Here is a 22,916-nt window from a genome sequence, read left to right as displayed (position 1 = left end):
CAGTCTTACTCGAACGGAATTCAAAGCTGTGGCCTCATTAAGCGATGCAAACAATGCTGCAACTCCTCTGCCCTTGGCCCGGACCCCCCTATTTGAGCATGCCGTAGCCCTGAAAGCTCGCATGACTGCCTTTTCGGGCTGGGAGATGCCTGTGCAGTATGTCGGCATTGCTCAAGAACACCAAGCGGTGCGCCAGCAAGCGGGAATGTTTGACATCTCCCACATGGGCAAATTCGTGCTGAAGGGCCACCAAGTAATTGAGCAACTCCAGTGTTTAGTGCCCTCCGATCTAGCTCGGCTCCAACCTGGTGCCGCCCAATACACCGTTTTGCTCACGCCAGAAGCGGGTATTGTGGATGATTTGATTGTGTATTACCAAGGAGAAGATGCAGCAGGGCAACCAACGGTAGTGCTAATTGTCAACGCAGGCACCACGTTAAAAGATAAAACTTGGTTGACCGAGCATCTGGATTTGGGCCAGGTGGATTTTCAAGACCTGTCTACAGAAAAAGCCCTGATTGCCGTACAAGGCCCTCAAGCGATCGCCTGTCTCCAACCCTTAATTGAAGCCGACTTGAGTGCCGTTAAGCCCTTTGGTCATTTAGCGGCTCCAGTCTTGGGTCAACTCGGTTTCCTCGCTCGCACAGGCTATACCGGAGAAGATGGTTTTGAAGTCATGGTCGATGCAGCGGCAGGTGTAGAACTATGGCGATCGCTGCTGGCGGCAGGTGTGACTCCTTGTGGCTTGGGCTGTCGGGACACCTTGCGTTTAGAGGCGGCAATGGCCCTCTACGGCCAAGATATTGACGAAGCCACCACACCTTTAGAAGCAGGTCTGGGCTGGTTGGTGCATCTAGACACTAAAGGCGACTTTATCGGGCGATCGGTGTTGGAGCAACAGAAGCAAGCAGGTGTGCAACGGCGTTTAGTAGGACTGAGGATGGCAGGGCGCAATATTGCGCGGCATGGCTATCCGGTAGTGTATGAGGGACAACCTCTGGGTGAGGTAACCAGTGGTAGTTGGTCACCCACCTTAGAGCAAGCGATCGCGCTGGCTTATGTCCCCGTAGCTTTGAGCAAAGTGGGGCAGCAACTCAATGTAGAGATTCGCGGCAAATTCTATCCAGGGGAAGTAGTAAAGCGCCCCTTTTATCGGCGACAAGCCAGTCTGTGATGCTCAACTGATCTAGCAAATTGCCGCTAGTCTTGCTACGCTACCTAAAATCTTTAAATATTTCCAAAAATTTTTTGCCATCACCTGCCGACTCGCTCATGATTAGGAGAAGTTTTTTAGCTTTTTCGACGGTTGATCCTGTTTTATGCGGATACTCAACCTAACAGCCTGTAAGCGAGATCAGATCGGGTGCTGGCTGGCAGTTGGCAAGGATGTGAATGTTGTCTGAGCAATGTTCACGACAGACAAGAGATTTCCTGGTGGGTAGTAGGAGTGGTTCAGTCATGATACCGAGCGATCGCAGGCTTCTTCAGAGTCCAAATAGCAACACTACAAATGAGCACAAGCGATTTTTGTTGCGTGCTGTTTGGCAACATTGGGTGCAAAAAGAGACGGTGAGTTATGTTCGCACCGTGGCTACCTGTACATTGTTAGCTTTAGTAGGAGCTGGCTTAACGCCAGAAGCTAAGGCAGATGTGGTCGTTCCATTGGCATCAGTCCCAGAACCTGGCAGCTCTGTCGTTTCAACTAGCGCGGCTGATTTAGTCACCACACCCGCGATCGCGCCTCCAGAAAGTGCTTCGGTTACTGAATTTGCGGCCACACCTGTTCCAGATGCTCAGCTAGGTTGGTCAGCTGCATCAGTGGAGTCAGCCGTAACGATCAATGATTTAGTTCCAGCACCGGATGTAACTGACAAATCTGTGTCAGTCTCCGACTCCCAATCCGCAGTGGTTGCTTCAGAGGTCGATCGCCCTGAAACTCCGGTTGTGGCGGCACAACCGAAACAACTAACTGCCGCTGAATCAACTGCAATTACGCCTGCGCCTAAAACTAGAGCAGAAACTCTAAGACCTGAGTTTGCACCTCAGCGCCGTGAATCTAACTCTGCGATCGCACCTGTATCCAGTTCTAGAAGCGAATACCAGGTAGCCCAAGTTAGCTCGTTTTCAGATATTCAAGGCCACTGGGCGCAAAGCGTGATTGAGTCGTTGGCATCCAGAGATGTGGTGCGTGGCTTTCCCGATGGCACCTTTCGACCCGACATTACGGTGACCAGAGCTCAATTTTCTGCGATCGTGCGGCAAGCCTTCCAAGTGCAACCCGTCCGTACCTCGGTACAGTTTTCGGATGTATCCACGAACTACTGGGCTTACAGCGCCATCGACGAAGCGTACCGTTCTGGGTTTGTCTCCGCATCTGGCAACAATGTGTTTCTTCCCGACCAAGGTATCTCCCGCAATCAAGCGCTGGTGGGTTTAGTCAATGGCTTGAAATTGACCTCGGAGTCAACCAGTGCCGATATTTTAGAAACTTATTTCGAAGATGCGGCCCAGGTATCAACGGCAGAGCGAACTGATTTGGCGATCGCAACTGACAAGCGCTTGGTCGTCAGTTATCCAAATGTGAGAGCGCTGAACCCGCAGCAATTAGCCACTAGAGCTGAGGTAGCGGCTTTTATTTACCAAGCCTTAGTGCAAACAGGTGAAGTATCGGCGCTGGATGCAAGCACTACGGCGGCGCAATATATTGCTGGCGCAGCAACTACGGCTGAAACTCCTGCCACTTCACCCTCACCGACATTGCCAACTACGCCAACGACGGCAGCTCCTTCCGAGGAAACGATTCAAGACTTGCAGACTCGCTTGGAAGCTGTGCAAACTGAGTCAGAAAATTTCGGCAATGTCTTTGAAGGATCGCCAGCTCTCAGCATTGCTAACCCGGTAGGCTTTGGAGCTGATAACGGCACTGGCTTTATCAGTGCTACCTATCAAGAACGCACTCGCTACGGTGACAAAGATGATGCCGCAGTTGGGTTTGGTGTAGGTTTAGGAGATGCCCAGAGAAATGTAGGCGTTGAGTTGTCCTATACGCTGGCTAGCTTTGGAGGCAACCGAGACTTTGGCACTGGTGGATTCAATGTGAAACTTCACCGCGCCTTCTCTGAAGACTTTGCTGCTGCTTTGGGCTGGGATGGGTTCATCACGATTGGTGACGAATTCAACGAAGACTTTAAAGACTCGATTTATGCAGTCGCAACTAAAATCTTCCGAACTCGCCCAGATTTGAACACGCCATTCAGCCGAGTTGCTCTCACGGGAGGGATTGGCAATGGTCGTTTCCGAACGGAAGATGATGTGTTTGAAGATAAAGATAACTTCAACGTCTTTGGTAGCTTGGCCGTGAGAGTTGTTCGCCCTGTGAGTGCCTTAGTGGAATGGACAGGCGAAGACTTAGCGGCAGGTCTTTCAATTGTGCCATTCAAAAATCAAAGCTTGGTAATCACTCCAGCCGTGAGAGATATTGCTGGTGCAGGCGATGGGGCTCGCTTTGTAGTAGGACTGGGATATTCCTGGAAGTTTTAGTATCTGAAATCTGAGAAGGTCGAAGATCAAGGGCGACCAATCTTTTACCTTCTCTTGAACCGCAAAGTTTAACCCCAAAATTTGATGATGGAGTCAGGAGTAACTTTATGCGTAGTAAGCGGTGGGCGAGTTGGATTGTTGGAGTTGCTTTAGTGGGAGGGAGCTGTTTTGCAGGCTCGGCTCAGGCTCAAGTTCAAATCAACAATCAGTCGGATGTAAGTGGCACTAACGTTTTTAACAATACGGCTCCCCGGTTTCCTTCCAGACCTGGTCTGAACCCTAACACCCTGGCAACAGCGAATCGGCTGGCTCAAGAACTAACGGCGGCTCGCAATGCCTACAACACGACTGAGCAGGCAGTGACCCGTGTGCCCCGGCGCTTTGCTCGTGGGCCTGGTGAAGAATGTGTGAATCCAGCTTTGTCTCGTTTGAATGAAGCGATTAGAGCGTCGCAGGAATTTCTCAGCGGTTTGGATAGTTCCCAAGTTGAACAACTCAAAAGCGCGAACTTGAAGATTTGGTAACCATTCCAGCATTGAGGATTAGCAGTGGTCTAAGTGAGGAGTAACTCTATGGGAAGGCGGGCAATGCGAAACAAAGAGGCTGGAAATATTGGGTGGTGGCTAGGCGCGATCGCGAGCAGCTTTTTATTGGGAGGATTGGCGGCTCCAGTCCAAGCTGAGGAAATCTTTGGCACAGAAGGTATCCGCTTCGATGTAGATACGATTGTGGAGTTTGAGTTTATTGAATCCAACGGGGCGTACCAGTCCATTTTTGGAATTGTGAACTTAGATACGGGAGAGAGGACGCCGCTGTTTACGGAAGTGAAGCCTTCTGACAATCCTCAAGCGTTGATGGAACCCTCGGATTACAGTTCTGACATTGGTACTAGCGATAACGATGATTTCTTGGGCACTCCGGGCAATACGGTGCCTGAGCCTTTGGCTGAGTTTGAGTTTCAAGCCAATACTCGCTATGCCTTCTATTTGGAATCTAGCTTTCAGGGACGACCTGCTGGCGTACTTTATTCCACCAATTTCCAAAACCAAACCAATGGCAGCAGATTGGTGAGATTTGAGGGAGGGCTGGGCAACCTGGCCGACCAAGGCATCGCCATTATTTGGGATGATACGGGGTCTGTGATTGTGAAGCCCAATGCTCAAGACCGAGACTTTGATGACTTTCTAGTCCGGGCGGGAGGGCACTTGGCTTGCCCCTACGACTCAACCACAAGCCAGCAACAATCGCAGCTCAAGTCTGTCAGCCCTACTAGTAATGGCATGCTGATTAGTCAAGCGTCCTGCCGCTAGAAGCTGTTTACCAAGGATTCAGCTTGCTGAAAGTGAGTGAATCCTTGGTACTTAGAGAGACGGGCTAATTGCTCTAAGGAGCGGACACCGGAATAGAGATGCCCGCCAATTTCCCAAGTTGGGGTTTGTTTGATTTGCAATGCTTGACAAAGGCTGGCCTGGGCATTTTTGCCGTTGGCGTTGCACTCGATATAGGTCACTTGCTTGAATGCGGCTTCGCCAAACAGTTGCCGCTGGAGCAGGCTAAAAGGACAGTTATAGGCACCATACATTTTTATGTTTGCCTGAGTTAGGTGAGTGGCTAGGCTAATCTCGGCTGAGGCAGTACCAGGAGGTGTAGTGGTGGGATTGGTGACTGCTTCAGCTTTGAGGGTTGAGGTGCTGATGGCGGCGCTGGAGAGAGCGATTGCGATCGCCACTCTAGAGAATTTGTTAAACATGCTGACTAAACCTAGATCTGTACCGAGGAATGAGGTGAGCGTGAGCAATACCTGGGAGGTCAGTCACACTTCTCAACATGTTAGTGAGGGCGATCGCAGGTTTGTCAGGGCAGAATTGCTGATTAATTAGGGCTCCATTCGTTAGCCTGAGGGATGCTACGGATGGTTGCATTTCTATGTTTACCGGAGCTGTTGCTGTCTGTGCTAGAAGCTAGAGGGAGATTTACAGGGAGATGTTGATGCAAGCAACAAGAAGAGACGGAACAGAGCTGAGACTCTCTTGCTCGCATTATTTATACGATTATTCTTTGAAGAGAGTTTTTAAATGTGAACTTAGATTAATTAATGCTTAGTTTCCGGGTATCTTTTATGGGATCAGAAGACTATTAAGAGCAAATAGAAACTTAGCTTAGACGGAATATTTAGAAGTAATTTATTGGCTGAGTATGTCTGATACGGTGATCCAGGTTGAGAACTTAGGTAAAAAATATATTATCGGTCGCCAGAAACAGGAGAGATACCTGACTTTACGGGATGCGCTCGCTCAAACAGCTCGGTCTTTTACCAACTCGCCAATCATATAAAGAAGTAGGATTTGTTTGATTTTAGAGATGTGTTAAATGGTCCTAAAGGTTTCTCCAAAGCGATTTCTTCATAAAGTAAGAATCCTAGGTAAATTTGTTTCAGTACAACTATTAGTTCAAGCTTTAGGGTTCGCTAGTGGTATTTTATTAGTTCGGACATTAGATAAACAGCAGTATGCCTATCTCACAATTGCTAGCACTATGCAAAGCGCAATGCATGTATTAACAGATAGTGGTATTGGCGGAGGAATTACATTTATTGGTGGAAAGGTTTGGCAGAGCCATTATCTCTTTGGTCGTTTAATAAATACCGCAGTTTACTTAAGAAGACACATTGCTCTAATAGTTACAGTTTTGATTGCACCTATCTTGTCTTGGATACTAGTTAGTAATCACGCTTCTGCTATTTATTCTGCTTTAGTTACTTCTCTAGTTTTATTAAGCCTGAGTTTTCAAATAAATATTGGTATATTTTCTGTAGTTCTACAGTTACATTCTCAAATAAATCAAATCCAAGTTTTAGATCTAATATTTTCTTTCTCTCGTTTATTACTTTTATATATTGCATTATCTATGTCTTTTCTCAATGCTGCTGTAGCAATCTTGGCTACTTCAATTGCGGCAGGAGTACAAAGTTCGTTGCTGCAACGTTGGGCTAACAAAAGCATTGATGTCAATGCTCCTATTGACAAAGGAGATCAGAAAATCATTGTAGACCTTTATAAAAAGCAAATTCCCCTCGGCATTTTTTATTGCTTTCAAGGACAGATAACAATTTTGTTGATCAGCCTTCTGGGTAGTACAGAGAATATTGCCGAGGTGGGAGCATTAGGAAGACTAGGAGCTATTTTTGCTGTCATCAGTGCAGTAATGACCAATGTATTAATACCTAGCTTTTCTCGATGTCAAACAATTGAGATTATGTATCATCGTTACTGGCAAATAATTGGGGCTCTTTTTCTATTTGGGATATCTCTTATAGGAATTACAGCTCTTTTTCCAGATAAAATGCTTTGGGTTTTAGGTGCAAAATATTCTTATTTAAAGAATGAAGTTCTTTTGATAGTAGTCAGTGCCGTTGTTAACTCCATTGTAGGAACCATGTGGCATTTAAACGCTTATAAGGCATGGGTTAAACATTGCTGGCTACAAATTCCAATTACGATTCTCATGCAAACAGTATTATTGTTTTTCCTGAATGTATCTACTATTAATGGTGTAATAATATTTGGGATTCTATCTTTGATTCCGAATTTTTTCTTGAACATTTATATGGGTTATGTAGGATTCAGTGCATTGAAGACACAATCTGTTGTTCACTAGATTTATTTCATACAAATACAAAGGTAATTTAGATCATGATAAAAAGCATATATGAAAACAAAGAAAGTAGTTACTTTACTACTGCTCGGCAAGATATTATAAGCTTGCTTCCTGTGAATAAAAAATACAAAATTTTAGAAGTTGGAGCGGGATCAGGAGAAACCTTGCTGTTGGCTAAAAACCTGGATTTAGCAGAAGAAGTTGTTGGCATAGAGCTTTTAGATTTCAATGAAACGAGACAGGTTAATCCAAAAATTGATAGATTTATTTTTGGAAATATTGAATCCATGGAACTTGATTTTGAAGAAGAGTACTTTGATGTAATAATTTGCGCTGATGTATTAGAACATTTAGTTGACCCTTGGAGCATCGTAAAAAAGTTATCAAACTTCTTAAAGAAAGAGGGATTCTTTATTTCGAGTATTCCTAATGTCAGGAATTACAAAATTCTATTTTCTATATTTTTCAACGGAGACTTTAAATATCAAGAGGGTGGAATTTTAGATAGAACTCATTTAAGGTTTTTTTGTAAGCAAAATATTGTTCATTTGTTTAAAGGTAATGGATATTGCATTGAAAAAATAAGCAACAATATGGGGGGGTATGGCCTAAAGCAGAAGCTTTTTAACGCTATGACTTTCGGGATACTTAGAGACTTTTTTGTGTTTCAATACTGCACAGTAGCGCGAAAGAAGTTACAAGAAAAATAAAAACATGATAGACAATAGTGAACCTCTTGTCTCAGTAGCAGTTGCCACTTTTAATGGTGAAAAGTATCTTCGTGAACAACTGGATTCCATACTTGGACAAACTTATAAAAATATTGAGATTGTCGTATCAGATGATTGTTCCAGTGACAGAACACTTGATATTTTGGAAGAATATCGTAGTAAATATGGGCTAAGGTATTTCTGCAATGAAAGAAATCTTGGTCTCGTACGGAATTTTGAGAGCGCTATATCTATGTGTCAAGGGAAGTACATAGCTCTATGCGATCAGGATGACATTTGGAAACCGATGAAAATTGAAACTTTGGTATCTGAGATAGAAGGATATAGCCTCATCTACTCTCCTGCTGTTGAATATATTCATAAGGATGGTTACATTGCAAAAGTACCAGATGTAGCATCCTATCTTAATTGGTATAGTCGCTTTGGCACAGGCAAAGCGACTAAGCAACTAATAGCCAGCAACTGGGTAGTTAGCCACCAAGTTATGTTTAGAAAGGATTTATGTAAGTTTGCGTTACCCATTCCTAAGGGTCAGCCTTATCACGATGCATGGCTAGCCATAGTAGCATCAAAGCTCGGAGGCATAAAGTTTTTAAGTGATGATTTAATGGTCTATAGACAACATGAACAAAGCTTTACATATAACAGTTATCAATCATCAGGGTCCCATAAAAATAAAGTAATTTCCTATTTGTTACAAAAACTCAAATCAATAAATTTAAGAGAAGAGGTTTTCAAGGCAGAGATTTTTAGATTAGAAAACATCCTCTCTTTTTCTTTACTCGATTCATCAGAAAAAAAGTTTATTGCTGACTTAATTTATTGCTACAAACAGAATCTAAATACTGGAATTCATTTCAGAGCATTCTTGATTTCCATCAAATATATGGATTTCTTCATAATAAATAAAAATAACTTAGCTAAAATAAAGTTCACAATAAAATTTTTGATTAAGACTAACCTAACTATGCATTGGTAAGTGTATATAACAACTGCATAGACTTACTGGAAGTCTCAATTCAATCTTTGAGCTTAAATATTTTTTAGCTAATACTCAATTTCATGTCTATTCCATCTTTTATTTGTGAAAGCGGATGCAAATGCCATCTATGTAATACTTGAAATATTTAATATGGCTACAAAGACAAAAACTCAATTCCTGCACAACAACCCATGTTCAACACAATTAAAAAAATAGTTTTCCGCCTATATTGTAGTTATTTGAATAACATACCAATAGAGAGAGGAAAGTATCGTTTGGGGAAAATCATACACTTAATCTTTGGTAATGCAATATATAAATTTCATGGAGTTTTAATAGAATTAAATCCGCTTGCAATGATAGATAGAAAGCTTATTGTCGAAGGAAGGCATGATGAGGTCGTGCTTGAAGCCTTAAATAAAACACTGTGCAAAGGGGGAATATTTCTCGATATAGGAGCTAATATCGGCTATTTTTCTCTTATTGCGGCAAGCTTACCTAGCGTCAAAGTTTTTGCATTTGAACCTTCAGGTAGAGAAATATATAGGTTATATAGAAATATCTGTTTAAATGATTTTACTAACATTACGGTAATCCCCTATGGTATTTCTACTAAAATCGGTTTTCTTGAGCTGAATATTGCTGCCGACCACAATCCAGGTATGAATTCAGTCCTTGATCTAACACGTATCACCACTTACTCTAAATCTACTAGTTGTTACTTCACTACCCTAGATAGTTTATTAGCTGAATCGATTCTTAGAGATGTGCGTCTTTGTAAAATTGATGTTGAAGGTTATGAAATGTTTGTGTTAAAGGGATTAGAGACAATGATTCATTTAATGCATGAGGCAGTTTTTGTTGTAGAAATTAGTCAGCCTTATTTACTAATATCAGGCTTTCAAAAAAATGACATTTATGATTTTTTTGAAAAATTTGACTTTAAACCAAAATTTGGCCCTCAAGAATTACCTCAGTATGATGAGGTTTTTATGAGAACCCTGTAAATTTTCATCGCAATAGTAGGATGATCTTCCTAGGATTAATCTAAAGTGAAAATTCTTATTTCTCTTCCAGTTGAACATCCAGAGTTTAGTTCAATTGATGATCTTATTAACGGTACAGCATCCTGTTCAGGAACTATAGGTTCAATAGTTCGGCTAGCTTATTCTCTATCCTCTTCTGGTTATCAAATTTATCTCAGTGCTGCTTCTAAAACTCGAAGTAAAATACTTTCTTGTATTCAACACCATTTTGTAGAAGGGACAGAATTTGATTATTTAATTGTTCATCAATCACATTGGGATGGGTTCCAACTAAGCTTTAGAAATCACAATCTACCAAAAACAATTATTTGGCTTCAGAATCAGACATCTTGGTCATTTGTTCATTCTTTCTTAGAGAAGGGAGGAAGACAAGTTGTAGTTCCTTCACGATATCACGCTAACATTTATCGAGCTTTATCAGGCTGGCGAAATAAAGTAGTAGTAATTCATAACTCATACTGTTCTACGTTCACACCTACAGTTCAGGATCGCCAACCGATTTTGTTGTTTATTGGAGCAATCACACCTAACAAGGGTTTTATTGAACTTATGCAGCTTTGGCTGTACTTAGTTCAAAAGCAGGTTGACTTGCAGCTAGCTATTGCAGGAAGTATTAGTTTACACAAAGGCAGCAGTGTGAAAACTGGTGCCTTGAATGTTGCAGAAGCAGATTTTGAACATAATTACGTTGAACCATGGTTTAAAGCCTTACCATCATCCTACAAACCTCATTTTTTAGGGGCATTGCCACCTAACCAACTCTGTACTGAAATTAGCCGCTCTTGGGCTGTAATTGTTAATCCTTCATGGGCTTGTGCTGAAACTTTTTGCGTTTCTGCTGTTGATGCACAGGCTTGTGACCGTACAGTTTTTTCAGTAGCGGTAGGTGGACTTAAAGAAACTGTGTATCAAGGTGCTTTTCAGTCTTTGTCTCAAAAACATAACATCAATGTACTTGGCGACTGTATCATCAAGGGTTTATTTAGTAAAGAACTAGTTGAAAACAATAGCAGGCTGGCAGGAGAATTTGTTAGAACCAGGTTCAGTACTCAAACTATTAGCAAGTCGTGGATTCAATTACTCTCTGGGGAAATACCTGAAGAAAATTTACATAAAAGGTGGGAAACTCCTCGAGATTTAGCGTGTGATTTAATGCGCTTTACTAGAACAGGAATGCTCATCAAAAAATACTTGTCTTCATAGAATTAGTATTAGTGCTACTATATGAATTTTCGTGCGAATCTTGACTATCTTCACAGAGTTCTCGGCCACTCACCCTTTATAGTTCGTCTGGCAATATTATTGCGAAATCAAGCGCAGTGTATAGTTAATCATCACATTAGTGAAGGTGCTGACTCTCTAAAAAATGGTGAAATGTGGTTGGTACAGCTAGTTGCACCAAGCTCATTTGTTTTCATTGATGTTGGAGCAAACTTGGGTAACTGGAGTAGCTATTTTCTAAAATCCGCACCCAAACTGAAGAAAGGAATTTTATTTGAACCTTCTGACTATACATTTTCTAAGTTAAAAGATAGATTTTCCTTAAACAAGGAAATTAAGATTGTCAAGTCAGCAGTTTCAGATAAATTAGGGGAAATGCCTTTCTTTGAGGAGCCACAAGCTGGAGAGACCTCTTCTTTGGTATCTGGAGTAAGCAATTCAAAATCCATAAAAAAAATAGTGCCCGTAACCACTTTAGATATTGAAGTAGAAAGGTATGGATTAGAATACATCGATTTTCTAAAGGTTGATGCTGAAGGATATGATCTTCATGTATTACGCGGTGCCTCTAGTCTTCTCTTAGCACAAAAAATAGGGATAATTCAATTTGAGTATGGTAGAGCATGGGCATTAGCAGGAAGTACCCTGGCTAGTGCATCAAGTATGCTAGAGAATTTTGGATATGAAGTATTCCTACTCAAGAAAGATGGTTTTTATCAAATAGACTACAAAGTTTACGGTGAGTATTTCGCCTATTCAAATTTTATTGCCATATCTCCTCACAGAGTATCAAGCTTGCAACCATACTTTAAAGGAAAGATTTAAGGAATTGTGATTTACAAATAATGAAAGTTTTGTATTTGCACACTAATCAGCCTGACTATTTGGCAGAAAGTCTCCTTCATGGTTTGCGTACACTGTTAGGCAAAAATTGTGTAGATGTCCCTCGCTATGACAGCTTATATGCACCATTGGAGGATCATCTTAGGTCTAAATTGCGAGGGTATGGCTTCACAATATATGGATTACTAGAAGACATACCTGACCTTGCTCATGAACGATATTTCTGGCAAAAAGACCTAAATAAATATGACCTTATAGTAATCGCCAATATCTGGAGCCAATGGGAGATAGTCTGGGACTTAATTTCTCTAGTCGAACCTCAGAAACTAGTTATTCTAGATGGAAGTGACACACCTGCGTTCTTTCCCTATACATCTTTGGGATGGAGAATAAAAAAACGTCCTTGGTCCTATTTCGTTCCTATCTCAAAAATTAAATATTTCAAACGTGAGTTGGTCGGTGAGGGGTATTCCTATGCATTAGAGAAGGTTCTTCCATATTCTCTACGACGCTGGGTACCTTTGCCGCAGAATTCATATCCTATTGCTTTCTCTATTCCTGACCAAAAGGTTTCACCAAGGAGTATGGAGTTAAAATCTAAAGATTTCCCCAAACATATTGTAGATTCTGAAGTGGCTACTAAGATTACTGGTAGCTCACAGCAATATCCATTTTCTTCAGAAGCCGAATATTATGATGATCTAACGTATTCTCGATTTGGCATAACTACAAAACGTGCTGGATGGGATTGTCTAAGACACTATGAACTGGCAGCGAATGGTTGTGTTTTATGTTTTAGAGATCTTGATTTGAAGCCTGATAGTTGTGCACCGCATGGATTGGATAGCTCTAATTGCCTTATCTACCATAATTTTGATGAGCTAAGTTACAAAGTATCAAGTTTAACTAGCAATGAATATCAAAAGTTTCAACTGAAGACCTATGAGTGGATTAGTTTGAATACGACTGTAAATCGTGCTAAGGCTTTTCTTGAAATTTGTGCCCAATCCCTATGATATATGAATCTATAAATGAACCTGTGGTTCTACAAGTTCCTAAAAATACCAAACGATTACTTGATATTGGTTGTGGAACAGGCTCTCTAGGAAAAAAAGTCAAGCAAGAGATTGACTGTGAAATAGTTGGAGTAACTTATTCAGAACAAGAGGCGAGATTTGCAGGCAGATTCCTTGATCAAGTTCTAGTGCATGATCTTAATGATTTTAACGTGCAAGCTTTAGGGGAATTTGACTGTGTTGTTTGCAGCCATATTTTAGAGCATCTTTATCAGCCCCAACTTTTATTAGCTCAACTGCATCGCAGCTTGGCTCCTAATGGTATTCTAATTGTTGCTTTGCCAAACGTTTTGTATTGGAAACAGCGTTGGAAATTCTTCAACGGTAAGTTTCGATATACAGATGGAGGGCTAATGGATAAAACCCATTTTCGTTTTTTTGATTGGGAAACTGCTCAAGAACTGATAGAGCAGAGTGGCTATCAGGTAACTGAAGCTAAAGCTGATGGTAATTTTCCCCTACCATTCATTCGTAAGTTCTTAGCTCATTCAGTTAGCTCTTTATTCGACCGGACTGCCGTTCGAATTTTCCCGGGATTATTTGGGTTTCAATTTATTTTTTGCTGTCGCTTAAAACAGGATTATTGAAATGAGTCCGTTAGTGACCATTGCAATCCCCACCTATAGCCGTCTCAATTACTTAAAAGAGATAGTAGCCTCTGCTCTTGCACAAACTTACTCAAACATTGAAATTCTCATTAGTCAAGATCCTCGTCCTACTGGCCTAGATGAGTCTATAAAAATTTGGAGCGAGACCCTAGCCAGGGAAAATTCTAAAGTTCGTTACCGATTCAACACACATAATTTAGGGTTGGCAGGCAATTGGAATGCTTTAGCTGACAGTGCCCAAGGTGAATATTTAGTGATTCCTGGAGATGACGATCGCCTTTTACCAAACTTTGTCGAGCTTTTGGTAAAGGAGGTAAATCCTGATAGAAATCTAGCTTTTGCTAATCATTACATCATTAATAGCCAAGGGGTTCGGTTAGAGATTGAAAGCTATCAGTGTACTAAGCGTTATCGTCGTGAAGCTTTACTTCCAGGTGAGGTACAACAGCCTGAAGCTCTAGCCTGGCAAAACTCTATACCTATGTCTGCTTCTCTAATCCGTACACAGGATGTTCAAAAACTGCGGTTTAAAGAGGATTTAAATACTCCTGAAATTGAGTTATTTATTCGTTTGGCCCAGGCAGGAGGGCGCTTCACCTTTGTCCCTCAATATTTATCTGAATACCGTGTTCATGAGCAGTCAGCTACAAAGACTGGGCTGCGAATTGAAAGGCTTGTTAGTTATCTACTCACGATACATGTACCTTCAACCCTTGAATCTTATAAACAAGATTTACTATCATCGTTGATGGTTAATGCTGTAAGTCGCTGTTTATTAGAGAAGCAACACTGCCAAGCCAAAGAATTTTTTACAAGTACATACTATCCTTCTACTAAGCGGTTACACCTTGTAGGTTGGTTGCAACAACTTTGCACATCACTGCCATCTTCTTTAGGCTGTTCCCTATATAAATTAGGGTATCAGCTTAAACATTATCTCTGATTTACATGAAGAGCTCTTCATCACTTACCTGTATTGTTCCCCGTATTCCTCCATCTGTTGATGGTGTAGGAGATTATGCCTTAAACTTAGCCCTTCATTTGTATAAAGATTCAGGCTTAAAAACACATTTTATTGTTACTGATCCCAATTGGGTGGCAAACAAACAGCTTGATGACTTTCGTATTACTCAAATAACGACAAACTCAGCTGATAACCTTTCCCGCTCATTATCTACAAGTTGCAGTTCCACAGTTTTATTGCACTATGTAGGTTATGGATATGCTAAACGTGGCTGTCCGTTGTGGTTAGCTGAAGGTTTGAAGCGCTGGAAGAAGCACGCTAGCAGCCCACGTTTAGTAACGATGTTTCATGAACTCTACGCCTCTGGTCCTCCTTGGACAAGTTCTTTTTGGTTATCGCCTGTACAAAAACATTTAGTTACTCGGTTGAGCCACTTAAGCGATAGCTGTCTGACAAGTAAACAACTCTATGCAGATCTACTATTCAAGCTGGCTCCTGAAGGGTGCCCTCAGCTTCCAGTTCTGCCCGTTTTTTCTACTGTAGGAGAACCAACACAAGTCTTACCATTAGCAAAGCGATCTCCACAATTAGTAGTATTCGGTGGTCGTGCTTCTAGGTTGCGAGTGTATCAAGACTCAGCCGAGACCTTAATAAAAGTTTGTCAAAGCTTAGGTATTAAGAAAATCTTAGATATAGGACCACCCACGGGTTTAAATTTATCCTTTATTAAAGAAGTTTCCGTGGTGGAAAGAGGCCCACTACCAGTAGCAGAAATTAGTCATATTCTGTCACACTCTTTAGCAGGCTTTCTTACGTATTCTCCTAGCTTTTTAGCTAAATCAACTATATTTGCAGCATATTGTGCACATGGAGTAGTTATTATAAATTCTGCTAAGCAAAGGTACTCAGCAGACGGTATAGAAGCTGGAAAATATTACTGGGCTCCTGATATGCCTAATACTGCTCTGAAAGACTTAACAGCAATGCAGGCGATCGCAGACTCTGCTTACGCCTGGTATCAAGCTCACAACTTACAGGTACACGCCAAGACCTTTGCTGCATGTTTGGGCCATAATTCGTAACTACTTATGAGCCAAAAGCCGCCAATTCATTCGAGCAGTGTGGAATTTGTCGTCATTATCAATTCATTCAACAGGCTACCTCTGTTGAAAGGGGCCTTGCCTTCGATTACTCAAGCGCTGTGCTACATTTCTCTGAATGCTGCGATAGTTATCTTTGATGCAGGCTCAACTGATGGCAGCAGTGAGTTTATACGAGCATTTACAGATCAAACCCCAAATCTTCCTATTCATTGTCTTTATCCTCCTTCTGGTGAAGGTCGCTCTTTCAGCGCTGGTTGCAATTATGCAGCAAAGTTTGCAGCTCAGGCATTTCCTCAACTTAAGTGGCTCTTCTTTTTTGAGACAGACAACCTAATTAAAAACAATCAAGCATTACCTCTAGCCATTCAGCTTCTAGAGGAACAAGAACATTTGGCTGCTGTTGGGTTTACCGTTGAACGTCGAAGTGGAGAAAAAGCAGGCTTCGGCTCTTGCTTTCCTACAGCTTTAGGGTTTGTTCTAGGTCAACAAATTACTCAAAAGCTCGGCTTAGCTCACTCACTGTTGTCCCAATGGCATCCTTTTTCAGGAACTCGTTGGGCAACCAGTGACACGGTTTTTACTAGTCCTTTGTTAGTTAGATACGAGGCTTGGCAAGTAGTTGGTGAGATGGATGCTACAACCTTTCCTTACTCGGACTGTGACCATGACTGGTGCTGGCGAGCAGCTAAACAAGATTGGCACATCGCAGTTCTTGATACTGCGGGTGTCGTTCATGACAACGACATGCAGTCCTCAGCTTGGTCAAGCAATCGAGTAGTCAATTTCCATCAGGCAAGATTAAACTTGCTTCTAAAACATCAAGGGCAATGGGTTCTATGGCTCAAACCTCTTCTATTTTGTAGGCATAGTTTAGAGCTTATTCTGCTCAGGGTTATGGCTTTATATTCCAAACGAGCAAAACACTCTTTTAGCCAGCGACAAATACTGTTAATGACAGTTCTTCGAGACTATAAGTCTTTATAAATATGAAGAGTATTATTAATCCTCAGCAGTTTTGGGGCAAAATTCACTGGAAAGCAAGACAAAAATACTCTCAGATTCGCTGTTATTTGAATAATGGCTACTATGTCTGGACTCTACCCAATCAAGCAAAGTTTGTTTCGCGCCAAGAAGATGCTTTCTCTCATGTCTTATATGTTTGCAAAGGACATGAGAAAGTTGAAATGAACTGGTGTCAACACTGGATTAAGGCAGGGCAGGCTAGTCAATCAATCATTGATTGTGGCGCAAATATCGGTTATTTTTCAGCAGTTCTTTCACAAGCTTGCTCCTTAGACAAGGTGCTAGCAATTGAAGGTAATCATAATACCGCTGAATTATGCAGGCAAAACTTCAAGATCCTCGATCTAAATAACATTCATGTTGTCGAATCAATCCTCTCGGCAAGTAAATTTGAGTATTACGTAATTCCTGATAATCCTGGAAAAGAACCTTGGCAACGAGCAATTCAAGCTAGCCCTGAGTCAAGAAGTTCTCGTACTACAACTCTCGATAAACTAGTCTCTGATTTTCAACTTAATCCTAGTCTTGTGAAAATTGATTGTGAAGGATTTGAGACATTAATCCTAAAGGGGGCTTGTTCTCTGCTGAAGGTCATTCGTCCAGCGTTCATGATTGAATGCAATGATGCAGCTTTGAAAGCATCGGGCACCAATAGATATGAATTGTTCAATTTATTGAGGTCGTTTAACTACCAACTATTTCACCTAGCAAGTTTTACAGGTTCATATCCCTTGGGAATAGCGCTTGAAGATAATTTTGAGTCTTCAGAGTTTAACTTTGCTGCAATTCCAAACGATCAAAGTAGTCTCGATCGCTGGAACCAGTCAATTCAGCCTTTTTTCTGACAAATATTACTATGCTAAATAACTTCCCTCAATTTCTAAGCCAGCTAGGATACAGAATTCAAAATTATGGATATTTGTTGGCGAATCCATCCTATGCAAAAGTAAGAGCAGGAAAGGGCTGCGCCGAGCTATATCGTTTGCTAAATAAAGACTGGTTTCCTAAAAATGAAATTCAACTCGTAATAGATGTGGGGGCTAATGAAGGAAAATTCATCATCACTTCCCTTGCTTTAATGCCTGAAGTTGCTGTTTATGCTTTTGAACCTAATTTATCATTGGCTGAAAAATTAAGTTCACATAAGTGGAATTCAGAAAAAATCAAAATCTTTCCTGTCGCTCTGGGCAGTAAGCAAAATAACTTACCAATTAATATTACGAAATTTTCTCCTGCCTCTTCTTTCTTAGAGCCAAGCGATCAACTAGCAATAGAATTCCCTGAAACTGAAATCGACAATATCGTTATTGTAAAAGTAGATAGAATAGATGATTTAATTAACTCTTTAGATACGATGCATGAGTCTATTTTATTAAAACTAGATGTTCAGGGATTTGAATTAGAAGTTCTTCAGGGAGCGACAGGAATCTTAGATCGGATTCCTATTATTGTCTGTGAAGTCAATTTTGCAGCCCTTTACGAGAAACAACCTAGCTTAGAAGCTATACTTTCATTTCTGAGTAAGTATGGATATCAGCTTGTTGATATTGGAGATCCTGTTCGATCAAGAACTACTAAAGAAGTGTTATACGCAGACGTTGCATTCAAAAAAGAAACTTTTTAGTTCTTACAAAATAAAACTGACTCTAGTTGTAAAAATATATGCTCAGAGAGAAGCTAGGTAAAAAAGCACTTCCTTACAGTTTTTTGAGAAGTTCGTTACTTTACAGAATATGTAAGAGGTACGTTGATGCTTATGATAACAATAACAATGGCAATATTCATTCTAATGGTGAGCTTTATTTTTTAAGAAAATATATAAATAGGAGTAGATTAATATTTGATGTTGGAGCCAATGTTGGAGAATGGGCGGAAATGGCACTTGCTTTAAACAGTGCAATTGATCTCCACTGCTTTGAACCAAGCAGTACTTCTTTTTCTACTCTCAGTAAAAAAAGCTTAGCAGGTAATGTTACTCTTAATAACTTTGGCCTCAGTTCAGAGGTTGAGGATAAGTCATTATTCATTTTTGATGATAATTCGCCATTGAATTCTCTTTGGAAACGTAGTGGTCTTAAAAGCTATGGATTGTCCACTCCATGTAGAGAAGAGAAAGTGAAGCTTGAAACGCTAGATAATTATTGCGTAGCTCATAAAATTGAACAAATAGATGTTTTAAAGATTGATGTCGAAGGACATGAGCTAGAGGTTCTAAAAGGAGCAAAAAACCTTTTGAGTCTTGAAAAAATAAACTTTATCCAATTTGAGTATGGTGGTACCTATATAGACTCAAAAACTTTTTTAAAGGATGTTTTTGAATATTTTAATGAGTTTAATTACTCATTTTACAAAATTTATCCAAATAAACTTTTTTTGATAAATTCCTACGATGTGAGGTTTGAAAATTTTCAATACCAAAACTGGGCAATAATTCGTAAGGGAATAGAGTAGACAGGTTAGAGCATAAGAAATAAATGAGAATTTTCATATATTCTCCTCTCTTTTATCCTAGTGTTGGCGGTTTGGAGACGGTAGTTCTTATTCTGGCTAACGAGTTTGTAAAGCAAGGACACTCCGTCAAGCTAGTATCTCAAACTTCAGCAATCGATCAAGATGCTTTCCCGTTTGAGGTCATTCGGCAACCTTCACCAATACAGCTAATTCAGATAATGCACTGGAGTGAAATTTACTTTCAGCCAAATGTTAGTTTGAAAGGAATCTGGCCTTTGCTCGTTTGCTCTAGACCTTTAGTTATATCTCATAATAATTGGTACTTGCGTGCAAATGGTTACTTTGGTTGGCAAGATTACCTTAAACAAGTTGTAACTAAGTTTGCAACTAATATTTCAGTTAGCTATGCGGTAGCAAGTCATATCCTTTCTCAATCAAGTGTTATTCCAAACCCTTACGAAGAGGATATATTTTATGAGAAATTAGATATTTCACGCTGTCGAGAACTGGTTTTTCTCGGACGTTTAGTTTCTGATAAGGGAGTGGACTTACTGTTAAATGCTCTAAATGAAATCAAGGTTTTAGGATTAACACCTACGCTTACAATTATTGGTCAGGGTCCGCAAGAGCCAAAGTTACGCAGTCAAGTGAAGAAATTGTGTTTGAATGAGCAAGTAAGCTTTGTTGGCATCAAAGTTGGAGAAGAACTAGCTCAACTATTAAGTGCTCATCAAATTCTAGTTATTCCCTCTCGTTGGCAAGAGCCATTTGGAGTCGTGGCCTTAGAAGGCATTGCATGCGGTTGTGTTGTCGTCGGCTCCGAAGGAGGCGGCTTAAACGATGCAATTGGGCCTTGCGGAATTACCTTCTCTAATGGTGATGTCAAATCTTTAGCAAAAATATTAACTGATTTTTTAAGTCATCCCAGTAAATTATCTAAGTATCGGGCAAGCGCGAAACAACATTTAGCACGACATCAAAAGGCAGAAGTTGCCAAAGCATATCTCAAGGTTTTCGAGAGGGCTCTTCAGTGAAGCTACTAATTGGTTTGCTAGCAGCTATAGGTTTCTTTGGCATTTCATCTTTTAGTTGGCGTCGTAGCATACAGCTAGTATTTGTTTTGCTTGTAATTGAAGGTGCTCTTCGGAAATGGGTGCTTCCACAAGCTAGTGATTTAATGTATTTCCTAAAAGATTTTGTTTTAATAGCTGCTTATACTAACTTCCTTATATCAGAACGTAGAAGATTTGTATTCAAGCTTTCGGCAATCAATACCCTAGTTTTGCTCCTTGCTGGTTGGTGCCTATTTCAGACGTTTAATCCCAGCTTAGGATCGCCTCTAGTTGGTTTATTTGGTCTGAGGGGATACCTTCTCTACATCCCCTTAATGTGGATTGTCCCAACTTTGTTTCAATCACAGGAATCCTTACACAAGTTTTTGCGATCGCATCTGTTACTAACTATTCCAGTAGGTCTACTAGGCATTGCCCAATTCTTTAGTCCTCCTTCTAGTCCCCTTAATATCTATACTCCCGGAGATTTAGCAATTGCAACATTTGGGGTAGCCAATATTGTTCGAGTCACAGGAACTTTTTCGTATATTAGTGGATATACTATCTACTTGCTGATCTGTTTCGGCTGCTTAATCCCTCTGCTATCTAATAGGCAGCTTTACAAATGGAAACTCATTCTTATTTCTGAGCTTTGCTTAGTTGTTATTAATTCTCTAATGACAGGTGCTCGTGGGTTAATTATCTTTGAAGTAGTATTTTTACTCGTATATTTAGGCATCAAAATATTCACTCAGCCTCAATTAACTCTGCGCTTATTTAAGCAATTCCTGCCACCCACTATCATTGTAGTTACTGTCGCCATGCTTTGGTTTCAACCAGCAATTAATGCTTTTTGGCTGCGTACAACATCCAACCAAGATCTGTCCAGTCGGGTGGTCAGCAATCTAGCAGAACCTTTTCAGTTTTCAGCATATAAGGAATTAGATGGTTATGGCCCGGGCTCTACTCACCAAGCAGTTCCTTCACTACGTCGAGCCTTTGACTTACCTGCTGGAGAGTCTATTCCTACTTACTACGAAGGAGAAGTTGGCAGAGTGGCTCTAGAGCTAGGCCCTTTCGGGTTTTTACTTTGGTATGCGCTACGATTGAGTATTCTTTGGGCACTATGGCGAGTCTTCGGGAGCTTAAAAAGCCCTTTACTGCGTGACCTAGCCTTGGCCGCTTTTCTCATTCAAGCAATTCAGATTACAGGTCCTCTCGTCTTTCACCATACTTTCTCGATCTACTATTGGTTCTTCAGCAGCTTCGTATTTCTGTTACCTCGGTTGGAACAACTCGAAAACCGATATCGTGCTGAACAAGTAATGAGATACCATGCTCCATCCCCGTACCTCCCTGGTTCACCCCACCAGTAGCCCATTTTCTCGCAATGCAGCTGCTGCACTAGCAGAGGTAGGGCTTCTGCATGAGGTGGTTACAACAGCAGCTTACAATCCATCTAATTTCCTACCCTGGTATTTGCAGCCGCTACCTAGCAAAGCCAAGCAACGCATTACTGCTGAGCTAGCAAGACGAACCTGGATTCCCCCTCAAGGTATTCCGTTAAGAACCCATCCTTGGCAGGAAACGCTACGGATGCTGTTAGTAAAGACGAATCTGAGCCAATCTTTGGGGTTTGGTGCTCAAGGTCCTGTTGCCTGGGTTTATCAGAGTCTCGATCGCCACGTTGCCCAGCACCACCTGCAAAACCTAGCCGCTGTTTATGCTTATGAAGATGGAGCCGCAACCACCTTTCAAGCTGCAAAACAGCAGAACATTTTGTGTTTTTACGATTTGCCAATTCCCTTCTATAAGACGAGCCGCCAGGTTCAGCTAGAAGAAGCTCAGAAATTTCCAGAACTAGCTCCAGCGCTGCAAGCGGCTAATGAACCTAGTTGGAAAATTGAGCGCAAGCATCGAGAAATAGAACTAGCAGACCATATCTTTGTTGCTTCTTCAATGACTCAACGATCGCTCCTAGACATTGCTATCCCACTAGAGCGGATTAGCGTCATTCCCTACGGTGCCCCAGTTGAATATTTTCAGCCTCAACCAAAACTAGATTCCAGTTTTCGAGCCTTATTTGTGGGTCGAGTTGGACCGCGTAAAGGCGTTCACTATCTCCTGCAAGCCTGGCAGGCATTAAACTTGCTAGATGCAGAGCTACTGTTAGTCGGCGTGAATGAGTTTCCCTCAGGTTGGCTAACGCAATATCAAGGCAGTTTTCGCCACATTCCTTCCGTGCCTCATACAGCGCTGAACCAATACTATAGTTCCGCCAATGTCTTAGTATTTCCCTCATTAGTCGAAGGCTTCGGGCTAGTTCTCCTAGAAGCAATGGCTTGTGGCATTCCCGTGATCACCACCCCCAACACTGCTGGCCCTGACATTCTCACCGACGGCGTTGAAGGCTTTATTATCCCCATCCGGGATGTAGAAGCATTGCAGGAAAAACTAGAGTGGTGCTACCGTCATCCCCGAGAGTTAGCTGAAATGGGCAAAGCCGCTCGTCGCAAAGCTGAGCAACTCACTTGGCAGTTATACCGTCAGCACCTAGCTAATCAAGTGCGATCGCTCCTGCCCAATTCTTAGATATCCGATAACCTTCCCACTGAGCTA

General features: G+C 41.3%; 22 protein-coding genes. 21 read left to right on the top strand and 1 reads right to left on the bottom strand.

What is annotated here, in order from left to right; translation table 11 throughout:
- The first annotated feature begins 28 nt into the window (after positions 1 to 28).
- From gcvT to H6F90_RS02000, 4 genes are all read left to right on the top strand, one after another.
- Positions 29 to 1,174, top strand: coding sequence for a glycine cleavage system aminomethyltransferase GcvT (gene gcvT / locus H6F90_RS02015; RefSeq protein ID WP_370587923.1), 1,146 nt, complete (start codon positions 29 to 31; stop codon positions 1,172 to 1,174).
- 353 nt (positions 1,175 to 1,527) lie between these two features.
- Positions 1,528 to 3,540, top strand: coding sequence for an S-layer homology domain-containing protein (locus H6F90_RS02010; protein ID WP_190549753.1), 2,013 nt, complete (start codon positions 1,528 to 1,530; stop codon positions 3,538 to 3,540).
- Between the two features lie 107 nt (positions 3,541 to 3,647).
- Positions 3,648 to 4,064, top strand: a complete 417-nt coding sequence (locus H6F90_RS02005) for a hypothetical protein (protein WP_190549751.1) — start codon at positions 3,648 to 3,650, stop codon at positions 4,062 to 4,064.
- Positions 4,065 to 4,127: 63 nt separating this feature from the next.
- Entirely contained in the window at positions 4,128 to 4,850 is a 723-nt protein-coding gene (locus H6F90_RS02000) for a hypothetical protein (protein WP_190549749.1), read from the top strand.
- Here the strand turns inward: H6F90_RS02000 and H6F90_RS01995 are convergent.
- Entirely contained in the window at positions 4,847 to 5,290 is a 444-nt protein-coding gene (locus tag H6F90_RS01995) for a hypothetical protein (protein WP_190549747.1), read from the bottom strand. The genes H6F90_RS02000 and H6F90_RS01995 overlap by 4 nt on opposite strands.
- 620 nt (positions 5,291 to 5,910) lie before the next feature.
- Between H6F90_RS01995 and H6F90_RS01990 the strand changes: the two genes are divergently transcribed.
- From H6F90_RS01990 to H6F90_RS01910, 17 genes are all read left to right on the top strand, one after another.
- Positions 5,911 to 7,197, top strand: a complete 1,287-nt coding sequence (locus H6F90_RS01990) for a polysaccharide biosynthesis protein (RefSeq protein ID WP_190549745.1) — start codon at positions 5,911 to 5,913, stop codon at positions 7,195 to 7,197.
- 35 nt (positions 7,198 to 7,232) lie between these two features.
- Positions 7,233 to 7,907: a bifunctional 2-polyprenyl-6-hydroxyphenol methylase/3-demethylubiquinol 3-O-methyltransferase UbiG gene (locus H6F90_RS01985; RefSeq protein WP_190549744.1), complete on the top strand. Its 675-nt coding sequence runs from the start codon at positions 7,233 to 7,235 to the stop codon at positions 7,905 to 7,907.
- A 4-nt stretch (positions 7,908 to 7,911) separates the two neighbouring features.
- Entirely contained in the window at positions 7,912 to 8,907 is a 996-nt protein-coding gene (locus tag H6F90_RS01980) for a glycosyltransferase (protein ID WP_190549743.1), read from the top strand.
- 194 nt (positions 8,908 to 9,101) lie between these two features.
- Complete coding sequence (locus H6F90_RS01975) at positions 9,102 to 9,917, top strand: FkbM family methyltransferase (protein WP_190549742.1); 816 nt, start codon at positions 9,102 to 9,104, stop codon at positions 9,915 to 9,917.
- Positions 9,918 to 9,962: 45 nt separating this feature from the next.
- Positions 9,963 to 11,159, top strand: coding sequence for a glycosyltransferase (locus tag H6F90_RS31345; RefSeq protein ID WP_190549741.1), 1,197 nt, complete (start codon positions 9,963 to 9,965; stop codon positions 11,157 to 11,159).
- Between the two features lie 21 nt (positions 11,160 to 11,180).
- Positions 11,181 to 12,002, top strand: a complete 822-nt coding sequence (locus tag H6F90_RS01965; RefSeq protein WP_190549740.1) for an FkbM family methyltransferase — start codon at positions 11,181 to 11,183, stop codon at positions 12,000 to 12,002.
- Between the two features lie 20 nt (positions 12,003 to 12,022).
- Positions 12,023 to 13,036 (top strand): glycosyltransferase family 1 protein, encoded by a 1,014-nt coding sequence (locus tag H6F90_RS01960; RefSeq protein ID WP_190549739.1) that lies wholly within the window; start codon positions 12,023 to 12,025, stop codon positions 13,034 to 13,036.
- Complete coding sequence (locus tag H6F90_RS01955; protein ID WP_206756145.1) at positions 13,033 to 13,683, top strand: bifunctional 2-polyprenyl-6-hydroxyphenol methylase/3-demethylubiquinol 3-O-methyltransferase UbiG; 651 nt, start codon at positions 13,033 to 13,035, stop codon at positions 13,681 to 13,683. The genes H6F90_RS01960 and H6F90_RS01955 overlap by 4 nt, the downstream gene beginning before the upstream one ends.
- A gap of 13 nt (positions 13,684 to 13,696) precedes the next feature.
- The gene (locus H6F90_RS01950; RefSeq protein WP_190549737.1) at positions 13,697 to 14,647 is read left to right on the top strand and encodes a glycosyltransferase; all 951 of its coding nucleotides are present in this window, start codon (positions 13,697 to 13,699) and stop codon (positions 14,645 to 14,647) included.
- 5 nt (positions 14,648 to 14,652) lie between these two features.
- Positions 14,653 to 15,750: a glycosyltransferase family 1 protein gene (locus H6F90_RS01945; RefSeq protein ID WP_190549734.1), complete on the top strand. Its 1,098-nt coding sequence runs from the start codon at positions 14,653 to 14,655 to the stop codon at positions 15,748 to 15,750.
- A 6-nt stretch (positions 15,751 to 15,756) separates the two neighbouring features.
- Positions 15,757 to 16,755 carry a glycosyltransferase family 2 protein gene (locus H6F90_RS01940; protein ID WP_190549732.1) on the top strand — a complete coding sequence of 333 codons (999 nt, stop codon included), beginning with the start codon at positions 15,757 to 15,759 and terminating at the stop codon, positions 16,753 to 16,755.
- A gap of 2 nt (positions 16,756 to 16,757) precedes the next feature.
- Positions 16,758 to 17,639, top strand: coding sequence for an FkbM family methyltransferase (locus H6F90_RS01935; RefSeq protein ID WP_190549730.1), 882 nt, complete (start codon positions 16,758 to 16,760; stop codon positions 17,637 to 17,639).
- A gap of 11 nt (positions 17,640 to 17,650) precedes the next feature.
- Positions 17,651 to 18,418: an FkbM family methyltransferase gene (locus tag H6F90_RS01930; RefSeq protein ID WP_190549728.1), complete on the top strand. Its 768-nt coding sequence runs from the start codon at positions 17,651 to 17,653 to the stop codon at positions 18,416 to 18,418.
- A 38-nt stretch (positions 18,419 to 18,456) separates the two neighbouring features.
- Positions 18,457 to 19,245 carry an FkbM family methyltransferase gene (locus H6F90_RS01925; RefSeq protein WP_190549726.1) on the top strand — a complete coding sequence of 263 codons (789 nt, stop codon included), beginning with the start codon at positions 18,457 to 18,459 and terminating at the stop codon, positions 19,243 to 19,245.
- Between the two features lie 23 nt (positions 19,246 to 19,268).
- The gene (locus tag H6F90_RS01920; protein ID WP_190549723.1) at positions 19,269 to 20,279 is read left to right on the top strand and encodes a glycosyltransferase family 4 protein; all 1,011 of its coding nucleotides are present in this window, start codon (positions 19,269 to 19,271) and stop codon (positions 20,277 to 20,279) included.
- A gap of 695 nt (positions 20,280 to 20,974) precedes the next feature.
- Positions 20,975 to 21,673, top strand: coding sequence for a hypothetical protein (locus H6F90_RS29945; protein ID WP_199295657.1), 699 nt, complete (start codon positions 20,975 to 20,977; stop codon positions 21,671 to 21,673).
- Positions 21,633 to 22,889, top strand: a complete 1,257-nt coding sequence (locus tag H6F90_RS01910; RefSeq protein ID WP_190549718.1) for a glycosyltransferase family 4 protein — start codon at positions 21,633 to 21,635, stop codon at positions 22,887 to 22,889. The genes H6F90_RS29945 and H6F90_RS01910 overlap by 41 nt, the downstream gene beginning before the upstream one ends.
- Positions 22,890 to 22,916: the final 27 nt, after the last annotated feature.

Origin of the sequence: Trichocoleus sp. FACHB-591 (assembly GCF_014695845.1) — a bacterium.
Taxonomy (GTDB): Bacteria; Cyanobacteriota; Cyanobacteriia; order FACHB-46; family FACHB-46; genus Trichocoleus.
Note: the sequence above shows the minus strand (reverse complement) of the source record. Positions and strands in the feature narration are given on the sequence as shown.